Origin of the sequence: Bradyrhizobium huanghuaihaiense, from assembly GCF_007830635.1 — a bacterium.
GTDB lineage: Bacteria > Pseudomonadota > Alphaproteobacteria > Rhizobiales > Xanthobacteraceae > Bradyrhizobium > Bradyrhizobium huanghuaihaiense.
Genome location: NZ_VLLA01000035.1, coordinates 22,959 through 43,090 on the forward strand (window position 1 = coordinate 22,959; position 20,132 = coordinate 43,090).

The window sequence follows — 20,132 nt, forward strand, 5'->3', positions numbered from 1 at the left end:
CTCGAAGAGGCGCACTCCAAGAACAATGCCCGACCGTCATTGCGGCTCGTCGGCTGGGAGATGGAGGACGCTATGGCTTGGCGTGACGACAAGGCCCGGGCAACTCTGATCCGCGAAGCAGCAGGAAGCGTGCAGCCGGGCAAGGCCCCCGGCAGCTTTGCCGAGCTTCTGTTCGCCTTCACCAATGTCGAGGATCTCGCCAGTCACGATGCCTCCTCGCTTGCCTTCCTGGCGGAGCAGGCCTGGGAGCACGTGCAGCGGCGCACGGCGGGGCGTGCCGATATCCGCGTCGTCAATCCGCTGATGCCGGACGGGCGCGAGATCTCCGTGCTCGAGATCCTCAACGACAACATGCCCTTCCTGTTCGATTCCACCATGGCGGAGCTCACCGAGCAGGGCATCGAAGTCAGCCTCGTCGCTCACCCCATCATCGCGGTGGAGCGCGATGACCAGGGCAAGCTCCTGCGCTTCTACGGCGAGGCACTGCCGGAAGGGGCAAAGGGCGCGCGAGAGAGCCTGATTCACCTCCACATCACCCGCCTGGACGCCGACGCGGACCGCGAGAGGCTGATTGACGGCCTCACCAGGACGCTCGGCGACGTGCGCGCCTGCGTCGTGGACTGGCGCGCCATGCGCGACCGGGTCGAGGACGCGGTCAAGACGTTCTCGTCCAATCCGCCGCCGCTGCCGATCGACGAGGTCGCCGAGGCCAACCAGTTCCTGCAATGGCTGTGCGCGGATAATTTCACCTTCCTCGGCGTGCGCGAATATCGCTTCTCGCCCGGCCGCGATGCGTCGGACGACATCACGACCGCCGAGGGTCTCGGCATCCTCCGCGATCCCGATGTGAGGGTCCTGCGCCGCGGCAGCGAAATGGTGGTGATGACGCCGGAGATTCGCGAGTTCATGCGCGAGCCGACCCTGCTCATCGTCATCAAGGCCAATGTGAGCAGCCGGGTTCATCGCCGCATCCGGATGGATTATGTCGGCATCAAGCTCTATACGCCCGACGGCCGGCTCGAGGGCGAATTGCGAGTCGTCGGCCTGTTCACCTCGGGCGCCTACACGCGCTCGGCACGACAGATCCCCTATGTTCGCCACAAGGTATCGCGGGTGCTCCAGCGCGCCGGCTTCGACCCGAACAGCCATTCCGGCAAGGCTCTCCAGCATATTCTCGAGGAATATCCGCGCGACGAACTTTTCCAGATCGACGTCGACACCCTCTTCGATTTCGTCATGGAGATCCTGATCCTCTATGAGCGCCCCCGCGTCCGGGCGCTGGCGCGGGTCGACAAGTTCGATCGCTTCGTTTCCATCCTCGTCTTCATTCCGCGCGACAAATACGACACCGACGTGCGCATGCGCGTCGGCGCCTTCCTGTCGCAGAGCTACAAGGGGGCACTGTCGGCCTCCTACGTGTCCTTCCCCGAAGGCGCATTGGCGCGCGTCCATTACATCATCGGACGCTATGAAGGTAAGACTCCCGCCGTCGAGCGCGCCACGCTGGAAGCCGGGATCAGCGCCATTGCCGCGACCTGGGCCGACAAGCTGAAGGCGGCGCTGGCTGCGTCGACCGACGGCATGCGGGCGCGCATGCTCGCAAATCGCTACGCTCAGGCCTTCAGCGGCGGCTATACCGAGGCTGCCACGGCAGAACAGGCGGTCGCCGATATCGCCACCGTCGAGAAGCTCACGCCGGCCCGCCCGGTGACGATTTCGGTTCACCGCTTCGAGGAGGATGATCCCAAGCGCTTCGGCCTGAAGGTGTTTTCGGATGCCGCGCCGCTGTCGCTGTCGTACCGCGTGCCGGTGATCGAAAATCACGGCCTGCGCGTGGTCAACGAACGCACCTATCAGATCGTGCCCGGCAACAGGCCCGAGCCGGTCTGGCTGCACGATATGACGATCGAGACCAGCGACGGCCAGCCGATCGAGATCAGCCGGGACTTCAGCCATCGCCTGGAGGCCTCGATCATGGCGGTGGTCACCGATCGCGCCGAATCCGACGGGTACAATGCCTTGATCCTGCGCACGGCCCTGGGCTGGCGGGAAATCTCGACCATCCGGGCGCTGTCGCGCTATCTGCACCAGATCCGCGCACCGTTCACCCAGGACTATATGTGGGAGACCTTGCGCAAGAACGCCGCGATCACAGCCAACCTCGTCGCGCTGTTCCAGGCCCGCCGCGATCCGCGCCTCGTCCTGACCGATCGCGAGCGTTCGGCGCGCGAGATAACTCTCCTTGCCGAGATCGAGGAGCAGCTCAAATCCGTCGCCTCGCTCGATGAAGACCGCATCCTGCGCCGTTTCACCAATCTGGTGCAGGCGACCATCCGCACCAATCTGTGGCAGATCGGCGAGGACGGACATCCGCGCCCGGTGATCTCCTTCAAGTTCGACGCGCGCAAGATCGAGGATCTGCCCCCTCCCCGACCGCTGTACGAGATTTTCGTCTATTCACCGCGTGTCGAAGGCATTCACCTGCGCTTCGGCAAGGTTGCGCGCGGTGGCTTGCGCTGGTCCGACCGGCCGCAGGATTTCCGCACCGAGATCCTCGGCCTCGTCAAAGCGCAGCAAGTCAAGAACGCCGTGATCGTGCCGGTCGGCGCCAAGGGCGGCTTCGTGCCCAAGCGCCTGCCGCCGCCCTCCGATCGCGAGGCGTGGCTCGCGGAGGGCACCGAAGCCTATCGCATCTTCGTGCGCTCGCTGCTCGAACTCACCGACAATCTCGACGGCGACATCGTGGTGCCGCCCGACTTGACCGTGCGGCATGACGGCGACGATCCCTATCTGGTCGTCGCCGCCGACAAGGGCACCGCCACCTTCTCCGACGTCGCCAACGCGATCTCGGCCGAGAAGAACCATTGGCTCGGCGATGCCTTCGCCTCCGGCGGCAGCCAGGGCTACGACCACAAGAAGATGGGGATCACGGCGCGCGGCGCCTGGGAGGCGGTCAAGCGCCATTTCCGCGAGCTCGGCACCGACATTCAGACCATGCCTTTCACCGTGGTCGGCGTCGGCGACATGTCCGGCGACGTCTTCGGCAACGGCATGCTGCTCTCGCCGGCGACGAAGCTCGTTGCAGCCTTCGATCACCGCGACATCTTCATCGACCCCTCCCCCGACCCGGCGGCCAGCTTCGCCGAGCGCAAGCGCCTGTTCGACCTGCCGCGATCGAGCTGGCAGGACTACAACAAGTCGCTGATATCGCAGGGCGGTGGCGTGTTCTCGCGCTCGCTCAAGGCGATCCCGCTCGCACCTGAAGTGCGCGCCCTGCTCGATCTCGACAAGGAGCAGGCCACGCCCTTCGAGGTGATGACGGCGATCCTGAAGGCGCGCGCGGACCTGTTGTGGTTCGGCGGCATCGGCACCTACATCCGCTCCTCCTCGGAAAGCGACGATCAGGCCGGCGACCGCGCCAACGATCCGATCCGCATTACCGGGACCGACGTTCGCGCCAGGGTGATCGGCGAAGGCGCCAATCTCGGCGTCACCCAGCGCGGGCGCATCGAAGCGGCGCAGAAGGGCGTCAAGCTCAACACCGACGCGATCGACAATTCGGCCGGCGTGAATACGTCCGACGTCGAGGTCAACATCAAGATCGCATTGGCGCGCCCCGAGCGCGAGGGGCGCCTCAGCCCGGCCGACCGCAACACCCTGCTTGCCGCGATGACCGGCGAAGTCGGCACGCTCGTGCTGCGCAACAACTATCTGCAGACGCTGGCGCTCTCGCTCGCCGAACGCAAGGGCATGGCCAAGACCGGCTTCCTCACGCGCCTGATGCAGTCGCTCGAGCAACGCAGCCTGCTCAGCCGCGCCGTCGAATTCCTGCCTGACGACGCCGCGATCGCCGAGCGCACACGACGCGGCCAAGCCCTGACACGGCCCGAGCTTGCCGTGTTGCTCGCCTATGCCAAGCTGACACTCTACAGCGACCTGCTCGAAACCGGCGTGCCTGACGATCCTTATCTCGCCCGCAGACTGTCCCTGTATTTTCCGCGCGAGGTTCCCGACAAATTCCCGGCCGCGGTCGAGCTCCATCGCCTCCGACGCGAGATCATCGCGACCAGTCTCGTCAATGCCGTGATCAACCGCGGGGGGCCGGCCTGCATCGTACGCCTGACCGACGAGACCGACGCCGATATCTCGACCATCGTCATGGCCCAGGTGGCGGTGGACGCGATCTACGAGCTCAGGCGGCTCAATGACGGGATCGATGCGCTCGACAGCCTCATCGATGGACAGTTGCAGCTCGGCCTCTACGCGGCGATCCAGGATCTCCTGCTCTCCCGCATGGTCTGGTACGTGCGCAATGTCGATTTCAAGGACGGTCTCAGTGCAGTGATCGCCCGGTTTGGCCCTGCCGTCCGCGAGGTCGCAGCCTCGCTCGACAACGCCCTGCCACCGGACCTGCAGGCCGCGCGCAGCAAGCGCCGGCAGGACCTGATCGATGCCGGCGTCCCGACCGGACTCGCCGGCGACCTGGCCGACCTCGACGCCCTGGTCTCGGCGCCCGACATCGTGACGGTCGCCGAGCGCACCAGCCGCAGCATCGGTGACGCCGCCGCGACGTTCTTTGCCGCCGAGGCCAATTTCCGTCTCGACCGCATCACCGCCGCTGCACGCAACGTGCCGGCAAGCGATCATTTCGAGCGCCTCGCCATCGACCGCGCCGTCGACCTGATCGCGGCTGCCGAAAGACGCCTGGCCGCGGATATGCTGACCATCGGCCAATCCGGTCAGCAGGCGGTGGAAACCTGGCTTGCAGCTCATCCCGAGGCAACGCGCATCCGCCGTACGGTCGAGGAGATTGCCGCCGGCGGCCTGACGCTCGCGAAGCTGATGGTGGCGGCGAACCTGCTGGGGGACCTGGTCAAAGCCTGAGGGCGTGCGAGGCAGAGATGCGAGACGTGCAATGAGGACGGAGGAATCCAATGATCCACGCCACTTGCCATACCGCCGACAATGTCCGCTGCATCGAGTTCGATGCCACGCCGTGGTTCAGCGAGGCTGATGCTCCGAGCATCATCGATTTGGCCCAGCGAGGATGGACCAGCAAGGCGATTGCAGAGTCCCTCGAGCACCGACGAGGATACGAAGGCTTGCACGACCTCGTCGAGTATGCGGCGAAGCGACTGCAATCGGAATCCCTGGAGGACCCGACCTGGGAAACCTTCGAATGCGTCGTCGATGGACCTGAGGCCGTCGCCTGGCTCAAGCAGAACCGGCCCAACGTCGTGGCAAGGATCCCGTAAACCACGGGAAGCGCGGCAAAGGCCACAATAGGTTGGCGGCATCGCAAGAGAAGCGGAAATGGCGCGCCACGGCCGATGAAGATGGGCACTATTGTTTCGCTGTAGCGCTGTGGTGCGACGGCCGATTACTCGCTCCAGCGACTAATCTGCGACCGCCCCCCAGCCTCGATCGGTCGTTGCCGCGGCCAGCCTGCGCTATCTGGTAAAACCGGAGTCTAGAAGCTTCACAGTCGAAATCGGCCACTTGCCGTCGTGGCCACCGATCGAGATCCGGAGCCCGTGCACCTCGTCAAGGAAGACGCGATCAATCGTCCCCGCCTTACCGTCGGTCAGGATAACACCCCTGCCGATTAGCTCCGTCTCAGCAGCATGAAGTTCTCGAAGGATGTTCGTCGCTCGTTTGGTCCAGTCATCGGACATGGTCATGCCATAGCCGGCCGGCGGATTAGTGGAGATCAGTCAGAGCGGCGGATGCATTGAGGATATCGCCGCCTCATGCGAGTCCGCCAACCATCCTTGTCGAACTCGACCCTGAAACCTTCCGGCAGCCGCGGCGTCTCGCCTTCGGTCACGACTTGGAGCGCGGGTTACTTCGGTGGGCGCAAATCGCCTTGCAGCCAGCGGCCCTTGGAATGTCTGGGATCTTCATGCGCTGCGAAGGTCGTAAGTATGTGATTGCAGACAGCGCATCGAAACATGTGCAAGTCCACGCTTGGGCTTTCTGGCTCGATGCTGACGAGCATCATCTGGGCCTTGCACATCGGACAGGCGGGGCGCGCAAATGGCGGTGGAATGGACCGCGCCAATCTGGCGGCCCACCGTTGTTCGAACTTTCTTTCAAGGTCCGCAGGGATCGTGCTCATGATCCGAACTCCGGGGTTCGCGGTCCTGCCCCGGCGCTATCGCCTCAACGCTCGCCGCGCCCTAAAGGTCCTAAGCAGCAGCAGAGGGAACCAAGGTCCTAAACAGCACCAGGGGAACCATGCCCGCCGGCTGACGCGATAACCAAGTTTGCCCAGTTCATCGAGCGCGTCCCGATGGTGAAGGCCGGCTTGACCCAAAGGCGCCTACCGCGACCGGCTGTCCTCCCGGCTGTCCCGGGGCGGTTCGGATACCTTCGATAGCGGCCTTTTCGATCATCCCGGAATTGCTCGCGCCGTCGGTTGAAAGCTGTTCAGGACGAGGGCACTGATCACCAGAGTGACACCCGCAACCTCTGCTCCGCTGGGCACGCGACCACCTCCTTCATCGACAAGGTGATCTGGTGCCCACCGACTTTCCGTTCGATCCACTCGACCGGCGTAGCGCTACGACAGTCCGGGACCGAGAGGCAGCGGACTGGTCGTCCTCGCTCAAGGCAAGCGGACGCCGCATCCGAGGGGAGCGCTGCCGACCTACCGACCGCTCAGAAGCAAGATAAAAATGGCGCGCCCGGAACGATTCGAACGTCCGACCCTCAGATTCGTAGTTTCAGGGTCTAACTACTCGGAAGCTCGAATGGCTACGATTTACCTGTAATTTTCCTATAGGGTGACGACACACGGTCGCGCATCTACGACCTATTTCTTGGTTGCTAGGTTGCTAACTGGTAGCTATTACAGTCAGCACCATGGCTGCCAAACGCATTACCAAGCGCGTCGTCGACTCCCTCAAACCTGGCGAGATCGTCTGGGACAGTGAGCTGTCCGGGTTCTCTGTTCGATGCCAACGAAGGGACAAGGTCTATGGTCTGAAGGCGCGCGTGAACGGGCGGCAGCGATGGTTCACGATCGGCAAGCATGGCGCCCCATGGACCCCGGACACGGCGAGGCGTCATGCCGTCGGCATGCTGGGTGAGATTGCTCGCGGCGGAGACCCCTCGAACGGAAGGTCCAAGGTGAAAGACCTCACGGTCGCGGAGCTGGCAAAGCTGTTCCTGGCCGAACACGTTCAAAGAAAGCGCAAGGCCAGTACGGCCAGCCTGTACCGTGATATCCTGAACCGGTTGGTTCTCCCGAAACTGGGAAAGCGGATCGCGAAAGACATCAGGAACGCTGATATTGCCGGCCTTCATCACGATCTGCATGAGACTCAGTACCAGGCAAATCGGACTGTCGCGGTTATCTCCAAGATGTTTTCGTTTGCTGAAGCGCGGGAATTGGTTCCCAGGGACAGCAACCCCTGCCGCCATATTGAGAAGTATCGCGAGAATCCTCGCGAACGATTTCTCACCACAGAAGAGATCAACCGCCTGGCTGACTCCCTTCAGGAAGCTGAGCAGAACGGTCGGAGCCTGCCATCCACGATCGCAGCCATCCGGCTCCTACTCTTCACGGGTGCTCGCCGCGGCGAGATTCTGACACTCAGGTGGGATTTTGTGGATCTTGAACGGTCGATGTTGTTCTTGCCCGATAGCAAGACGGGCCGGAAACCCATTCACTTGAATGCCTTGGCCATTGCCGTGCTTCAGGAACTAACTCGGGTAGCGGGAAATCCGTACGTCCTTCCGGGCCGAAATGAGGGAGAGCCCATCAAAGAACTAAAGACCACCTGGCGCGGCATTAGGCGCAAAGCGGGGTTGGACGGAGTAAGGTTGCACGACATGCGCCACACCTTTGCGAGCATCGCGGCAGGCGCCGGCGCATCCCTTTACATGATCGGTAAGCTGCTGGGTCATAAGAATCCGGCTACGACCCAACGGTATGCCCACCTCGCAAACGATCCGTTGAGATCCGTTGGCCAACAAATCGCCGATAGCTTGGGGGCCGCTCTAACCCCCAAGGCGCCAGAGGCACGTTGAGCCGCTCTCAAAGCGTCCGGCATCCGTAAGCGCGATCGAGACGTCTCACTCGAACACCCACGCTCAGAAGTTCCAACCGTATGCTCAAAAGGGAATCTCCATGCCAGACTTCACCATCATAGATGGCGGCGGCCCAAGTGACCGCGATCGAGTTCCATCCGAGGAAGAGTTTGTCGACATCTTACGCTCGTTGGCTGCAACAACACTTCGAACCATTCGGGGAGCAGGGAAGCCGCACGAATTGATCCCGTTGTGCAGTGAGGTCGTACAGGCAGCGAGCAGGTTCAAGGACGCCGCCGGGCATTGGCCTCCGGCGGGCATGATAGCCAAGGCCTTGAAGATGAGCGACGCCGTCGAAGACCTGTACGACCGGGAACGCGCCGGAAAGATTCTGGAGCGAGATATCGATCGCCGGAATCAGGACGGGACCATCGATCGCCACGAGGCGGAATCGGCAATCAAAAAGGGCGTCCTTCAAATCATCGCCTCGCAGCTTGTGGACCAACCGCTTCAAGAAAAGGCCGGCGAAACCGAGATGAGGAAGGGCATCACGGACGCAATAGCTGCTCGGGATAAGCGCCAGAAGTATTTGCAGCTTGAGTCGAATACAAGGAAGTGAATATGTCTTCCGAGCTACCCGATCAGATTTCGCTCGCGCAGGTGGCGCTCTGGATCACGCGGGGAATCAGACCAGTACCCGAACGGTTGTTTGCGGGTACCAAGGCGCGCTTGGACGAGAATGAGCTTGGATCCAGCGAAAATCTGCGCCGTCTCCTCGCGCTACTTGCCGATGGAGAGCTAACCGCCACCGCCCGCATAAGCGTGGTTTACGAGGGTGAGGACCCTTTGGCTCCCACTCCCGTTGCCCAGATAGGCCCGTTCGAAGTGCCAGCCTCGACCTGGTTTACAGGCGAAATTCGATGGAATGCGTCTGCATTAGAGATCAGGGAAGGCTTCGATCTACCGCCTGAACTGTTTCATACCCTCAACTTCTCCGGCGATTTCCTTGCATGGGGAAATCGGGCCTTCTTCCAACCGGTAATGCTCGCGACCGAGGAGGTCTTGTCGGCCCTCCCTGCTCTCAACAGCCCCGTCTCCGGTGCGGCTGTCAGACCAAATGTCGGCCGACCCGCAAAATACGATTGGCCTGATTTCTATGCTGCAGCTGCCGCTTGGATCTATGAAAGCGGCATTCCAAAGACCCAGGCGGACATGGTGAAGGCAATGGCTCAATGGTGTCAGAACAACTGGGACACCGAACCTGGTGACACGGAGCTGAAGGGACGCATCCGCCGATTTCTGGACAGATTCAAGAAGGAGGTCGGAAACTAGTTACCGACCATTACCGGCCGACACACGTTCTCGCCCGTGAGAGAAGCCTCGCAGAATTTCACTGCAAGAGGCACAGATGACAGCAGACTTACTTCCCCAACAGCAACTGGCCCAGATCCTGGCCGTCTCGGAACGCACACTGGAACGGTGGCGCGTCGAGGGATGCGGGCCAGCCTACCTCAAAGCAGGCAGGCGGGTCCTTTACCGTCGCAGCGACGTGGACCAGTGGCTCGACAGCAACGCACGAACCTCCACGTCGGCCAGGGTGTCGTACAATGTCTGAGCGGCGTCACTTTGGAAGCCAACGGGCACTGTTGGACGCCCATGCCGTGGCTCGCGCTCTCGGGGGCGAGGCAACAGGCCGCGACCGGGTGCAAGCCCCGGGACCCGGCCATTCCGCGAAAGATCGGTCTCTCAGCGTCAGACTTGAGCCGAACGCGCCAGACGGCTTCCTGGTCCATTCGTTCGCGGGTGATGACCCGATCGCCTGCAAGGACCATGTCCGGCAAGCCCTCGGCTTACCGGCATTCAGTCCTGCTAGGCACAGCCGCCGCCGGCCACAGATCAACTCGGTGCGGGGCCGCGTTGAAAGACAACGGCATGTGCCCACCGAGAACCGCTCAGCAAGGCAGTTGTCGAAAGCTCGGCACCTCTGGAAGCAGGCCGCCTCAATCGCGGGCACACCGGCCGAGACATACCTGCGGGTTGCTCGGCACTATGCGGGCGACCTTCCGTCGACGCTGCGCTACCTGAAGCCGAGGGATCAATACCCCGGGGCCATGGTCGCCGCCTTCGGAGTGGCTCGGGAGAACGAGCCCGGGGTGCTTTCAATCGCCTCGGATGAAATCGCCGGGATCCACCTGACGCGCATCCGCAATGATGGCACCGGCAAAGCAGGCACCCAGAGCGACAAGATCATGATTGGCAGCAGCGCCGGCTCGCCAATCGTGCTCGCTCCGCCGAACGATCTGTTGGGGGTAGCGATCACCGAGGGGATCGAGGATGCGTTGTCGGTGCATGAAGCAACCGGGCTGGGTGCCTGGGCCGCCGGCGCCGCAAATCGGCTGCCCGCACTCGCTGACGCCGTCCCCGATCACATCGACTGCCTCACGATCGTCGCCGACCCCGACGAGGTCGGACGACACCAGTCGAGACAATTAGAGAAACTGCTTAAGCACCGCGGCTTCGAGGTGATCGTGGCCAACCTCAGGGACCGAACAACGAAATGAAACACATGGATGCAAACGCTATGAGGATGAACGCGGGGGAAACGGCCCTCCGTGAAGCGTTCGATGAGGCTGTGAGGGCCAACTCAAACCAGTATCAAGGCACGGAGGACTTCGAGTCCTTCGATGTCCCGCCCTACGATGAAGTTCCGCCCTACGACGTCCACGATGAGGCTGCGTATGACGAAGAAGCCCATGAGGACAAGCGCTCGAAGAGGCGGAAGAAGTCGGGAACGGACCTGCAGCCCTTTAGCGCGCCTGACCTGCTCGCAAAGGATTTCCCAGAGCCGAAGTTCATTGTGCCCGGCTACATCGGCGAGGGCCTCACGATCCTGGCCGGGCGGCCCAAGATCGGAAAGTCGTGGCTCGCACTCAACATCGCGGTCGCGGTGGCGGCGGGCGGGGTCGTTCTCGGGTCGTTGCAAGTGGAGGCGGGAAGCGTCCTGTATCTGGCCTTGGAAGACACGCAGCGCCGGTTACAGAGCCGGCTGAAGCAGGTCTTGGGCGACGACGAGTTACCCGACGACCTCTATTTTGCCACGGAGTGTCCTCGGCTTGACGAGGGCGCTTACGAGCAACTTGATCGGTGGGTTGATAGCCAGGAGAACCCCCGCCTCATCATCATCGATGTCTTCAATAAGGTTCGGCCCGCCGCAATCGGCAAGGAGTCGCCTTACGAAGCTGACTACCGCGCGCTCGGCCCTCTCAAAGCCTACGCAGACTCTCGCGGTGTTGCGGTGCTGATCTTGCACCACACGCGAAAGATGAGCGCGCAAGACCCATTTGACACCATCTCCGGTACGACGGGTTTCACCGGAGCTGCCGATGCCGCGATGGTCCTCGCATCGGACGAGGACGGAGTATCTCTGTACGCTCGTGGCCGCGATGTTGAGGAGATCGGCACCGCAGTGGATTTCGACCGGAAGACCGGCCGTTGGATCGCTCTGGGAGATCGAGAGGATGTCCGGAGGTCGGAGCCCCGAAAAGTAATAATCGGATTGTTGGAGAGTTATTTGAATCAATCAATGACGATCAGCGAAATTTCCGATCGCACAGGGATGGAAAGGAACAATGTAAAGCAGCTGCTGCATAACATGAAGCACGCCGGGGAGCTGATCACGCCGCGGCGGGGTCAGTACGCGCTCCCGAGCTATTCGGACGCTTCGGATCGGGATAACGACAATAGCTATAATAACTTTTCGTAATCCGACCTGCGAGCGCGGGCGAGAATACCTTCCCTTTCTCGCTCGCGCTTCCTTCGTAGTCCCGCCCAATGAGGCTTTGCTTCTTTCGTGGGCGAAATGCGTCCGCCGGCGGCCGGCCTAGGTAGGAACGGCGCCACCTGGCGCAGGCGAAGCGCTTCCCCAGCCAAGGGCAAACTAATCTACGCTAGCTAACCACTTCCAGCGCGGCCAGCGGCGCGCAACTTCGTCCTTGCTGGCATACTTTTCATTGTCGCCCGAAGAAGCGAGCGCGCCACTTCGGTTTCCCAGCCGGGTCCTTCGCCGCGAGCACGCAGGCTGCTCTGTCCAGTCCGGTCACCAGTGATGCGATGGCCTACACGGTTGAACTTGCCGAGCTTTTTGATGTCGATGTGGATCAGCTCGCCGGGATGTTCGCGCTCGTAGCGCCGCACCGGTTCGGCCGGTTCCAGGTTGCGCAACCGGTTCAATCCCAGCCCGCCGCAAGATACGACTGACGGTCGCCGGCGAGATGCCAACCTCGGTGGCGATCTGTTTGCCTGTATGGCGCTGCCGGCGCAAGGTCTCGATGACCGTGCATGTGGCTGCCGGGGTTTGGTTCGGCAATGAATGGGTCTGGAGGAGCGATCGCGCAAGCCATTGACGCCTTCCGCGCGGAAGCGCTTGACCCACTTGGCGACGGTCTTGGCTGAAACATTGAATTGGAGTGCCACTGCGGCCTTCGTCAAGCCGCCCTCGATCACGCTCCGCACCATGGCCTCTCGACCTTTCGGCGTCAGAGGCGCATTCTTATGGGTGTCCATTCGGTCCTCCGGGGATCGGCTAAAGCCTCGACAACTTCAGCTTCCTCGTTCAGGACCGGATGGACAACCTCCTGAAAGCTCACACCGAGGTTGTCTCGGGTGGTCGTATCTCTACAATTGGCGGCGGACAGGCTGAGCAATTACGACCGCTGGGCCAAGGAGGCAAGTGTTAGTGTTGCTACGTCGAAGCGATCTGTTGGGGGCGACAAGGAACGAAATGATCTGACTAATCATCCGAGATAGATGGGCGCATTTGGAGCACGTAAAATGGAAACGTGGGTACTAGTGTTGGTTCTTTCTTCTCAAACAGCACCCGCGATAGCAACTATCGCGGGCTATTCGTCAAAGGAGGAGTGTGCAGGGGCAGCTACTGTCCTCCGGTCTACGACAGGTACGCGCTTTGCGGTAGGCGATCCGCCGCAGCCCACCTTCGATATCAAATGGCTTTGTTTGCCTGGCCCGAAATCTAATTCAGGCAACTCAACAAAATAGCAGGATATCGTTTTCCTTGTCGCGGGTCGTCTGGGATTCCGGTTACGCTTGGGAGGAGATTGCCATAGAATTTAGGTCTGTTTCTCACGGCTCGCTCAGCGTTGCCGAATGAGGTGACAGACTTGGTCCTTTGTTCGCGCCATCGTTTACAGCTGCAATTACATTCATTCGATCGAGAGCCAGTACAATCCGATTAAGAACGACCATGAAGCTCGCGCCTCGACCGAGAGTGCGGAGGAGGCGGAAGAGAACATTGCGGTGGCTTGTCAAAAGCTCGCGTGTGATCCCGGCGATAGACGCGCTCAAGAGGCTACCTAACTGCTCTCCGGCGGACATGCGGGGCAGGTATCGCCCGATCAAGTGAATCTTAGAGGGGGCGACCGTCTGGCCTTGGAGAGACGTCGCCGGCGGATCCTGGCCAACGGCGTCGGTGGCTCGGCCGTGCTGATCCGCACGGTCCTGCATCCAGCCTTGCTCCTCGCATTCTCGGATGGCTCCGGCTCCTGAAGCGCCGAGATCGCCCAGCCCCGTGAGCGCGGATCGCGGGCCGCCCGATCGGAGAGCTATGGACCGCCCCGGGCTCGAGGATAAGTCGCCTCGCAGCGTCCTGTTGCAGCGATTGGCCGAAAGGCTTTCAGGGAGCGGGTAAGACTCTTACCGAACTGCTGTCCTTGCGCGCACACCAAGAAGATGTTTCTCGATAGGTCGACATCGAGGAGAGAACGCGCGCTTGAGTCGCAGAGACTAACAAGGATAGAACTGACGTTGGATACTGATAGGGATAATTCACATGCCACAGAGCGGGATACTGTATGTTGCTACGGGCTCGAAGCATTTGGCTGAGGCAGAACATTCCGCGAAGTCGGTGAAACGAGTATCTCCAGAAATCCCGATTGCAATTGTCTCCGATTCGCCTTCGACCTGTGGATCATTCGACGTCGGCCTTAGTTTTGAAAATCCCGAGCGCTCGCTCTTCGACAAGGTCAGCGCGTTGAGCCGCAGCCCATTCAGTAGGACGCTCTTCTTAGATACTGATACGTTTGCGATGGAGCCGCTGGAAGAACTCTTCGAATTACTAGATCGGTTTGATATCGCCGCCGCCGCCGAACCGGTGCGGTACCTTTACTCAATGACTGGAGTGCCCACTGCTTTCCCAGAACTCAACAGCGGCGTAATCCTCTATAAGAGAAATGACGCAGTAGATAAGTTACTCACTCAATGGGACAACTTTTACAAGAATGAACGGGCTTCCATTGGAATTCATTCATGGCCCAATCAGCCCTCCTTCACCAGAGCGGTCTACAACAGTGAAGCAAGTTTTCTGCTGCTCCCTCCCGAGTTCAACGCCCGCATCATGGTACCTCAAGCATTTAGCGGAAGAATTCGCATTGTCCACTCAAGATTGAAGCGGCCGGAATTTTACGCGAAGGCCCTCGCCGAACTAAATGAAAATATCGCGCCAAGAACTAGCAATCCGTCGCCTACGACAACTCTACAGATACTGCGAAAAAGCCTAAGGCTTTCTAAGGTTATTGAAAGAGAGTCAAATTGATCGCGCATTGCTGCGTGTAGTTCATCTGGCCTGATCTTTCGCTCAACTCAGATCAGAACCGCTGGCTCAATTTTTCACCTCGAGCAAACTACTGAATTGACCGAGGACTATCCCGCACCTGCGAGCCGCCGTATGCTCGCGAGGAGGTACGACAACGCGCGCGTCATCGCATTGCACAAATGACAAAGATCTTTATCAGTTATCGTCGTGAGGATGGTCCTGGCGTCGCGGGTCTTATTTTTGATCGTCTGTTGAAGAAATATTCAAAACGCGACCTCTTCATCGATTCCGATGCATGGTCTGAAGAAGCCGTTGCCGTACATGACCTTACAGCCTCGCGTTGCTGTCTGATGCTTGCAATCATCGGTCCACGTTGGATCGATACAAAAGACCACGATGGCCGACCGCGCCTCTTTAGCGACAAAGACTACGTTCGAAGGGAAATCGTCTTGGCCCTTAGGCGGGGAATTCCGGTGATTCCGGTGCTAGTTGACGGCGCTGCAATGCCGGCAGTGAACGACTTGCCCGAGAATCTCCGGTCGTTGGCCAGTCGCCCTGTACTTAAATTGCGCCACATTCGCTTTGATTCTGATTTACTTGCAATCGAAGGAATTTTGGAAGAATTGCTCCGGCACCTCACGTAAGCGTGCTATTCGTTGCTCAACTAATTCCGCAAGGACTTTCTCGCCTTCCGTATCGCTAACTGCATGCCGCACCACGAGAAGGATGAATTCCCTCAGCCGGATATCAATGCGCGATCCCGCCGAAGAAGCGGCTGCTTTGTCGGTCGACCCGACAAAGAAGGGTTTTTCTCCGGTGTTGTGACGCACCCGCCTTGAAAGATTGACTTGACAACTTGACACTACCTAGCGCCTCACCTAGAGTTGCAATGTGAGTAATTTCCATGACGTTCAAGTCAACGAGGAAATCGCCATGCCCCAACTCAGTCGCGCTAAGCTTCTTGTCGGCAGCATACTATCTACGCTGTTGTCGGCTCTCCCTTGGGGACATCGGGACGCTGACGCAAAACAAGCTCCACCAACTGATTTGCGAGCGGGAGGGCAGACCTCCGAAGCGGCCGTCAAGGCAATTATGGCAAAGTGGAGCGTGGCAAACGAACGCCAGGACGAGGCAAAGGAGCGCGGAGACAAGATCGCGCAGCAATTCGTCTCGTTTAGACCGCAGTTCATTCAAAGTAAAAAATAGATCTCACCATCGCTTAAGCCTTCGCGGCGTGGTTCATCGCGCACAGTGCAATCTGTGCGCTGTGGGCAAGATGTTCAGTACATCTGGTTAATGTGTACATCTAAGGTCGAGAGCTAAATGAGCATACGTCGAGGAGCTGGCCGAAGTGCGCAGTTCGTCGTCAAAATCTCAAAATATTGCAACTTGCGGTGCACATACTGCTACGAGTTCGCAGAACTCCACAAAAAGCATCGGATGTCGCTCGACGAGATCCGCGCTCTCTTTGTAAATATCGCAGACTTCGTCATACCCAATCGCTATGACGAGATCGAATTTGTTTGGCACGGAGGTGAGCCCTTCCTAGTGCCATTCAACTACTACGATGAAATCTACAGATTGCAGAAGGATGTTTTTGGTACGGAAATGCAGGTCTCAAATGGTGTGCAGACCAACCTGACAATACTGACCGAGGGGCATCTTGAGCATCTAAAAGCGGGACGCTTTTTCTCTGGACTTGGTGTGTCGATTGACCCCTACGGTGATCATCGCGTCGACAAAAAGGGCGCTCAGACTGAAACAAGGGTTGCGGCGAATCTGCAGCGTCTGGTCGACGCGAATATCTCATTTGGGGCGATCGTAGTCGTCGCACGCAGCACCCTGCCGCATATTCCTGATATCTGTCGGTTCTTTGATGATTTGGGCGTTGCGGTACGTTTTCTCCCGTTCTATCTCAGCGCATCAGAAGAGACTATCTCGAAACAGCAAATCGACCGGCATGCCATGTCGTACCACGAGCTGACAAGTTCACTCAGGACGATCATCGATTGTTGGTTTGCGTCATCCAAGGCACTCTCTTGGGACCCCTTAGACGAATACATCGACTTTTCGCTCGACTATGTAGGAGGGAAGTCTCGCTATTTTTACGACAGACTTGCAGATGAATCAGTCTTTGTGGTGAATCTGGATGGTCAGGTTTGGGGCGCCGGGGACACATACATCCCCGAGTTCGTTTATGGAAATCTTTTCGAGGAGAGCCTAGCCACCTTACTTGCCTCCGAATCCAGAAGACGCAGGTGTGACCAAGCAAACGAACGTATGGGCCGTTATTGCGCGAAGTGTCCCTACTATGGAGCGTGCCCAGGGTTCTTTGTTGGAGATGCCTCGTCTGTGGATGAGGCACTTCTGGATAATTCTGGCTGTCCGGTCCGCTTCGCGATCGAAGAGTTACTGAAGAGGTTTGAGAGCGCTGGCCTTTTAAGCAGATTTCTCAATCCGCATGCGGAGGATCGGCTTAATGCTAAGCCTGGCTACGGTCGCTAAAATCGTAAAGACCCGGCGAAAGATTGCGTGGCTAGACAACACGCTCGTCAAGCATCCAAATGTTCGAATTCATGTCAGCGGCGATTGTCGAAATGATTGCGACCGCCTAGCGTTAAGTGCGGGCACTCGGACGGTCGAACAAGATGAAATAGATGAACTTGGATACACTTCCGACGCTCGGCTGCCTCTCGAACCGTGGAGGCCCATTACTCGTGAAGAGCACGTATTGCTTGCTTCAAAGACGAGGCCTCAATTCAGTGACAATTTTATCAACGTTTTCAAGTTGCCACCCATCTTGGACTCTCAGAGAGACCTCATCGCTCGGAACGACGAAGGGACAATTCGCGATCAAATTGTGAGGCCGCTAAGTTCTCTATGCCATTTCGGCGAACCTCTGCACGTCATTGGAGTCGGCATTCGTCCCCCCAATGCAAGAACGTTGACGACCGATCATCGGACTGGGAAACGAGTTGGTCTTCACGTTGATAGCTGGGACGGTATTGATCTCTGCGCGCGGAGAAGAGCAACAAACCGCCTTTGCTTGAACATTGGTGAGTCGGACCGCTTTTTTCTGTTTCTGCCGTATCTACTCACCGAGATAGTTCAAATCGTAAATGCCGGGTTAGACGAGAGCCCAATGAAGTCCTTTGAACAAACCTTCATGGAAAGATACGCAAATGTGCCTGTGATCCGCTGTCGATTATCGCCGGGAGAGGCTTACATTGCGCCGACTGAAAACCTCATACATGACGCCTCTTCGGAAGGAGAAAAAACCGCAGATGTGAATTTCACCATTCGCGGCGAAATCGAGCTCTTGCAGTGACGCAGATGGGCTGGCGTCGGGATAGCCGAAAGCCGGTAATTTTTTTTTCCAGCGGGATTGGCGACGGCGTGCTCGCCCTACCCGCTCTTCGTGCTCTTTGCTATGGCTTTGAAGGGAGAGCCTATGTCGTCCTAAAAAATGGCCCGGATAAGTTTCTGTTTGAGGGGTTGAATGCGCGTAAGCTTCTTTTTTTAGACATGTGGCAAAGTGCCTCCGGTCTGGGTGCCGAGTTCCAAACGGAAGCAACTACAAAACTCTTGAGCGGGTGTGATCTGTTTTTATCGTTTGTTGAATGGCGCTCGGCGTCACTTGATAACCTGATCTTTAACTCGATGTCCCAATCACTTCCAAATCATTCCGCCGAGGAGAACCTATTAGACTCGCTGGACATTCAACAACATTCGTTCGATCTGATATTTGAAGTAGTCAAGCGGATTTTTCCTGAGCTTGATCTTAATCAGTTTTCCGAGCCATTGACATTTTCCCACGAAGTCGTCGGCGCCGGGCTGGAGATCCTAGGTACTCTATACGGAAGAACGCTTATAGGCTTCCATCCTGAGAGCAGTTTGCCTGGCAAGTCTTGTTCCGATTCAGTCGTTAAGGATGTTATCGAGGCGATCCTGAAACTCGATTCCAATGTTGTGCTCTGCCTATTTGGACTGGCTGAACGCTATACAGAATTGGAGCATCTATCGAACCGCTTGTTGGTCTTCAATAGAGTTCCTCTCAAGCTCGCAGCATATCTCGTTTCACAAATGTCCCTATTCATTGGTGTGGACTCGTGCTTCCTGCACGTAGCCGACATCTCCAGAGTGCCAGGCATAGGCCTATTTGGCCCTACTAGTCCTGATCTCTTTGGTTTCAGGTTTGCGCGAAACATTCACTTCCGAAACGGGCTGAACGATACTACGGGTGATACGATAGCATGTGCTGTTCGGTCGCTGTGGGATCAAGATCTTCCCAACTTCACCAAATAGCGCCAGCCAACAACAACTGAGCTATCTCCGGATTAATCCGGAAGCTGCTTCGATTACATGCCCGGCTTCCATCTGCGCAAGTGATCGCGAACAGATGTGGACGTGTGTTGAAAAGCGAAACCCCCAAAGTTTGCTCTCCGTGGGGCCAAAAAGGCCAACTCCCGGGACGCGACAAAGATCGCAAACGTGCAGAAAGCACGAGTCAACGCCAATGAATAGATTCATTCTAGAGACGAGGTAAGCAGCTAAATCAAACGGCAAGTAATTAAAGACAACCAGCCTCTCGGAGATCGCTTTAAGTGTGGAATATTCCGGCCCCTGCGCAAAAACGCAAACGGCTAAATCAGCCCGAAGCTTAAGCAAATCTCGAACTAGTCTTTCGGTCAATTCGGGGGCACAAGACTTGTTCGGTTCCGAACTTTCGGGATGGAGTCCGACAATAACTTTATTCTCAAAGCAGCGCACAATTTCTTCTCCAGCACCACAAACGTTCCAAGGGAATCGTATTGGACCGGAAAATTGATCAATGGTCAGGTGCGGGAAAATATGCCGTGGTATTGAAAACATAAAGTCGAACTGATGATCGACATGGAGGTTTGGCAATTGGACATCTGAGTCGTTCATGAATCCGATGGTGACCTTTGCTTGGCAGGCGGATCTTAGTCTGTTCAGGGAAGACGACTTCCATTCGGCCAAAGAGATAAAGGTATCGCAACCCTCTAAGGTTTTCAGAGCGGGTCGGGTGTCAAATTCCAGCCCGTTACGAGTTATCGTCCACATCTTCAAAAACACTGAGCTTGCTACGGGTAGTCCATCGAACAAAAATTGATGCGGGCCGCTCTGCAAAACTAGCCTAGCGCGACCTTCAAAACCGGCGCAGAGGGCCCGTACTGCAGGTAGCGCAAGCAAGTTATCGCCTAAGCCATTTCCGAAAAAAACAACGGGGATTCGGCCGAATGTCGCTTCATCAGATTTAGCAGTGTTCATTGGCGCAAACCATCAAACCGTCCATGTGGAAGCAACGGATCCAATCTAAATGCTGTATGGAATCTTGGAAATGGGCTTGCTCTAGGCAAGCAAACTTCTCGCAACAGCTGACCGATCTCGGGCCTCGGCTGGCCTCTTATGAGCATAGAAGGGGCGCTAGTTGGCTCCGCTCGGATTCGGGTGGCGCCCCGCGTCCCAA

17 protein-coding genes and 1 pseudogene are annotated in these 20,132 nt (G+C 58.3%); 14 read left to right on the plus strand and 4 right to left on the minus strand.

The annotated features are described in order from the left end of the window. The first annotated feature begins 60 nt into the window (after positions 1-60). The gene (locus IQ16_RS39210) at positions 61-4,884 is read left to right on the plus strand and encodes an NAD-glutamate dehydrogenase (RefSeq protein ID WP_020608071.1); all 4,824 of its coding nucleotides are present in this window, start codon (positions 61-63) and stop codon (positions 4,882-4,884) included. A 50-nt stretch (positions 4,885-4,934) separates the two neighbouring features. Continuing rightward, the gene (locus tag IQ16_RS39215) at positions 4,935-5,255 is read left to right on the plus strand and encodes a hypothetical protein (protein ID WP_018646780.1); all 321 of its coding nucleotides are present in this window, start codon (positions 4,935-4,937) and stop codon (positions 5,253-5,255) included. Between the two features lie 195 nt (positions 5,256-5,450). Here IQ16_RS39215 and IQ16_RS46995 read toward each other — a convergent pair whose 3' ends face one another. Further along, a complete protein-coding gene (locus tag IQ16_RS46995) occupies positions 5,451-5,681 on the minus strand; it encodes a hypothetical protein (protein WP_018646781.1) in 231 nt (76 codons plus the stop codon). Positions 5,682-6,864: 1,183 nt separating this feature from the next. On the opposite strand from IQ16_RS46995, the gene IQ16_RS39230 reads away from it, so the two are divergent. From IQ16_RS39230 to IQ16_RS39255, 6 genes are all read left to right on the plus strand, one after another. Continuing rightward, entirely contained in the window at positions 6,865-8,034 is a 1,170-nt protein-coding gene (locus IQ16_RS39230) for a site-specific integrase (RefSeq protein WP_145832109.1), read from the plus strand. Between the two features lie 100 nt (positions 8,035-8,134). Beyond that, positions 8,135-8,653, plus strand: coding sequence for a hypothetical protein (locus tag IQ16_RS39235; protein ID WP_145832110.1), 519 nt, complete (start codon positions 8,135-8,137; stop codon positions 8,651-8,653). A 2-nt stretch (positions 8,654-8,655) separates the two neighbouring features. After that, entirely contained in the window at positions 8,656-9,366 is a 711-nt protein-coding gene (locus tag IQ16_RS39240) for a hypothetical protein (protein ID WP_145832111.1), read from the plus strand. Between the two features lie 76 nt (positions 9,367-9,442). Next, complete coding sequence (locus tag IQ16_RS39245) at positions 9,443-9,649, plus strand: helix-turn-helix transcriptional regulator (RefSeq protein WP_145832112.1); 207 nt, start codon at positions 9,443-9,445, stop codon at positions 9,647-9,649. Between the two features lie 319 nt (positions 9,650-9,968). Continuing rightward, positions 9,969-10,595 carry a DUF7146 domain-containing protein gene (locus IQ16_RS39250; RefSeq protein ID WP_158646966.1) on the plus strand — a complete coding sequence of 209 codons (627 nt, stop codon included), beginning with the start codon at positions 9,969-9,971 and terminating at the stop codon, positions 10,593-10,595. After that, the gene (locus IQ16_RS39255) at positions 10,592-11,797 is read left to right on the plus strand and encodes an AAA family ATPase (protein WP_145832114.1); all 1,206 of its coding nucleotides are present in this window, start codon (positions 10,592-10,594) and stop codon (positions 11,795-11,797) included. Before IQ16_RS39250 ends, IQ16_RS39255 begins: the two co-directional genes overlap by 4 nt. A gap of 333 nt (positions 11,798-12,130) precedes the next feature. On the opposite strand, the gene IQ16_RS47405 is transcribed toward IQ16_RS39255, so the two are convergent. Together IQ16_RS47405 and IQ16_RS47410 are read right to left on the minus strand one after the other, a co-directional pair. After that, the gene (locus IQ16_RS47405) at positions 12,131-12,466 is read right to left on the minus strand and encodes a helix-turn-helix domain-containing protein (protein WP_283812205.1); all 336 of its coding nucleotides are present in this window, start codon (positions 12,464-12,466) and stop codon (positions 12,131-12,133) included. Then, positions 12,391-12,597 (minus strand): annotated as a pseudogene (locus IQ16_RS47410) (leucine zipper domain-containing protein); the annotation flags it as partial. The pseudogene IQ16_RS47410 and the gene IQ16_RS47405, both read right to left, overlap by 76 nt. A gap of 1,282 nt (positions 12,598-13,879) precedes the next feature. Between IQ16_RS47410 and IQ16_RS39270 the strand changes: the two are divergent. The 6 genes from IQ16_RS39270 (at position 13,880) to IQ16_RS39295 (ending at position 18,946) form a co-directional block, all read left to right on the plus strand. Next, positions 13,880-14,641, plus strand: coding sequence for a hypothetical protein (locus IQ16_RS39270; protein ID WP_145832115.1), 762 nt, complete (start codon positions 13,880-13,882; stop codon positions 14,639-14,641). Positions 14,642-14,820: 179 nt separating this feature from the next. After that, positions 14,821-15,285 (plus strand): TIR domain-containing protein, encoded by a 465-nt coding sequence (locus tag IQ16_RS39275; RefSeq protein ID WP_145832116.1) that lies wholly within the window; start codon positions 14,821-14,823, stop codon positions 15,283-15,285. 247 nt (positions 15,286-15,532) lie between these two features. Further along, entirely contained in the window at positions 15,533-15,847 is a 315-nt protein-coding gene (locus IQ16_RS39280; protein WP_145832117.1) for a hypothetical protein, read from the plus strand. A gap of 117 nt (positions 15,848-15,964) precedes the next feature. Then, entirely contained in the window at positions 15,965-17,146 is a 1,182-nt protein-coding gene (locus IQ16_RS39285) for a radical SAM protein (protein WP_145832118.1), read from the plus strand. 637 nt (positions 17,147-17,783) lie between these two features. Then, entirely contained in the window at positions 17,784-17,969 is a 186-nt protein-coding gene (locus tag IQ16_RS39290) for a hypothetical protein (RefSeq protein ID WP_145832119.1), read from the plus strand. A 5-nt stretch (positions 17,970-17,974) separates the two neighbouring features. Continuing rightward, the gene (locus tag IQ16_RS39295) at positions 17,975-18,946 is read left to right on the plus strand and encodes a glycosyltransferase family 9 protein (protein ID WP_244636041.1); all 972 of its coding nucleotides are present in this window, start codon (positions 17,975-17,977) and stop codon (positions 18,944-18,946) included. A gap of 21 nt (positions 18,947-18,967) precedes the next feature. Here the strand turns inward: IQ16_RS39295 and IQ16_RS39300 are convergent, their stop codons facing one another. Next, positions 18,968-19,933, minus strand: coding sequence for a glycosyltransferase family 9 protein (locus tag IQ16_RS39300; protein ID WP_145832121.1), 966 nt, complete (start codon positions 19,931-19,933; stop codon positions 18,968-18,970). Positions 19,934-20,132 lie beyond the last annotated feature (199 nt).

Excerpts from the sequence above, each read along its gene's own strand:
- IQ16_RS39210 (WP_020608071.1), top strand. The coding sequence starts at position 61 with ATGGAGGACGCTATGGCTTGGCGTGACGACAAGGCCCGGGCAACTCTG.
- IQ16_RS39215 (WP_018646780.1), top strand. The coding sequence starts at position 4,935 with ATGATCCACGCCACTTGCCATACCGCCGACAATGTCCGCTGCATCGAG.
- IQ16_RS46995 (WP_018646781.1), bottom strand. The coding sequence starts at position 5,681 with ATGACCATGTCCGATGACTGGACCAAACGAGCGACGAACATCCTTCGA.
- IQ16_RS39230 (WP_145832109.1), top strand. The coding sequence starts at position 6,865 with ATGGCTGCCAAACGCATTACCAAGCGCGTCGTCGACTCCCTCAAACCT.
- IQ16_RS39235 (WP_145832110.1), top strand. The coding sequence starts at position 8,135 with ATGCCAGACTTCACCATCATAGATGGCGGCGGCCCAAGTGACCGCGAT.
- IQ16_RS39240 (WP_145832111.1), top strand. The coding sequence starts at position 8,656 with ATGTCTTCCGAGCTACCCGATCAGATTTCGCTCGCGCAGGTGGCGCTC.
- IQ16_RS39245 (WP_145832112.1), top strand. The coding sequence starts at position 9,443 with ATGACAGCAGACTTACTTCCCCAACAGCAACTGGCCCAGATCCTGGCC.
- IQ16_RS39255 (WP_145832114.1), top strand. The coding sequence starts at position 10,592 with ATGAAACACATGGATGCAAACGCTATGAGGATGAACGCGGGGGAAACG.
- IQ16_RS39270 (WP_145832115.1), top strand. The coding sequence starts at position 13,880 with ATGCCACAGAGCGGGATACTGTATGTTGCTACGGGCTCGAAGCATTTG.
- IQ16_RS39275 (WP_145832116.1), top strand. The coding sequence starts at position 14,821 with ATGACAAAGATCTTTATCAGTTATCGTCGTGAGGATGGTCCTGGCGTC.
- IQ16_RS39285 (WP_145832118.1), top strand. The coding sequence starts at position 15,965 with ATGAGCATACGTCGAGGAGCTGGCCGAAGTGCGCAGTTCGTCGTCAAA.
- IQ16_RS39290 (WP_145832119.1), top strand. The coding sequence starts at position 17,784 with ATGAAGTCCTTTGAACAAACCTTCATGGAAAGATACGCAAATGTGCCT.
- IQ16_RS39295 (WP_244636041.1), top strand. The coding sequence starts at position 17,975 with ATGGGCTGGCGTCGGGATAGCCGAAAGCCGGTAATTTTTTTTTCCAGC.
- IQ16_RS39300 (WP_145832121.1), bottom strand. The coding sequence starts at position 19,933 with ATGAACACTGCTAAATCTGATGAAGCGACATTCGGCCGAATCCCCGTT.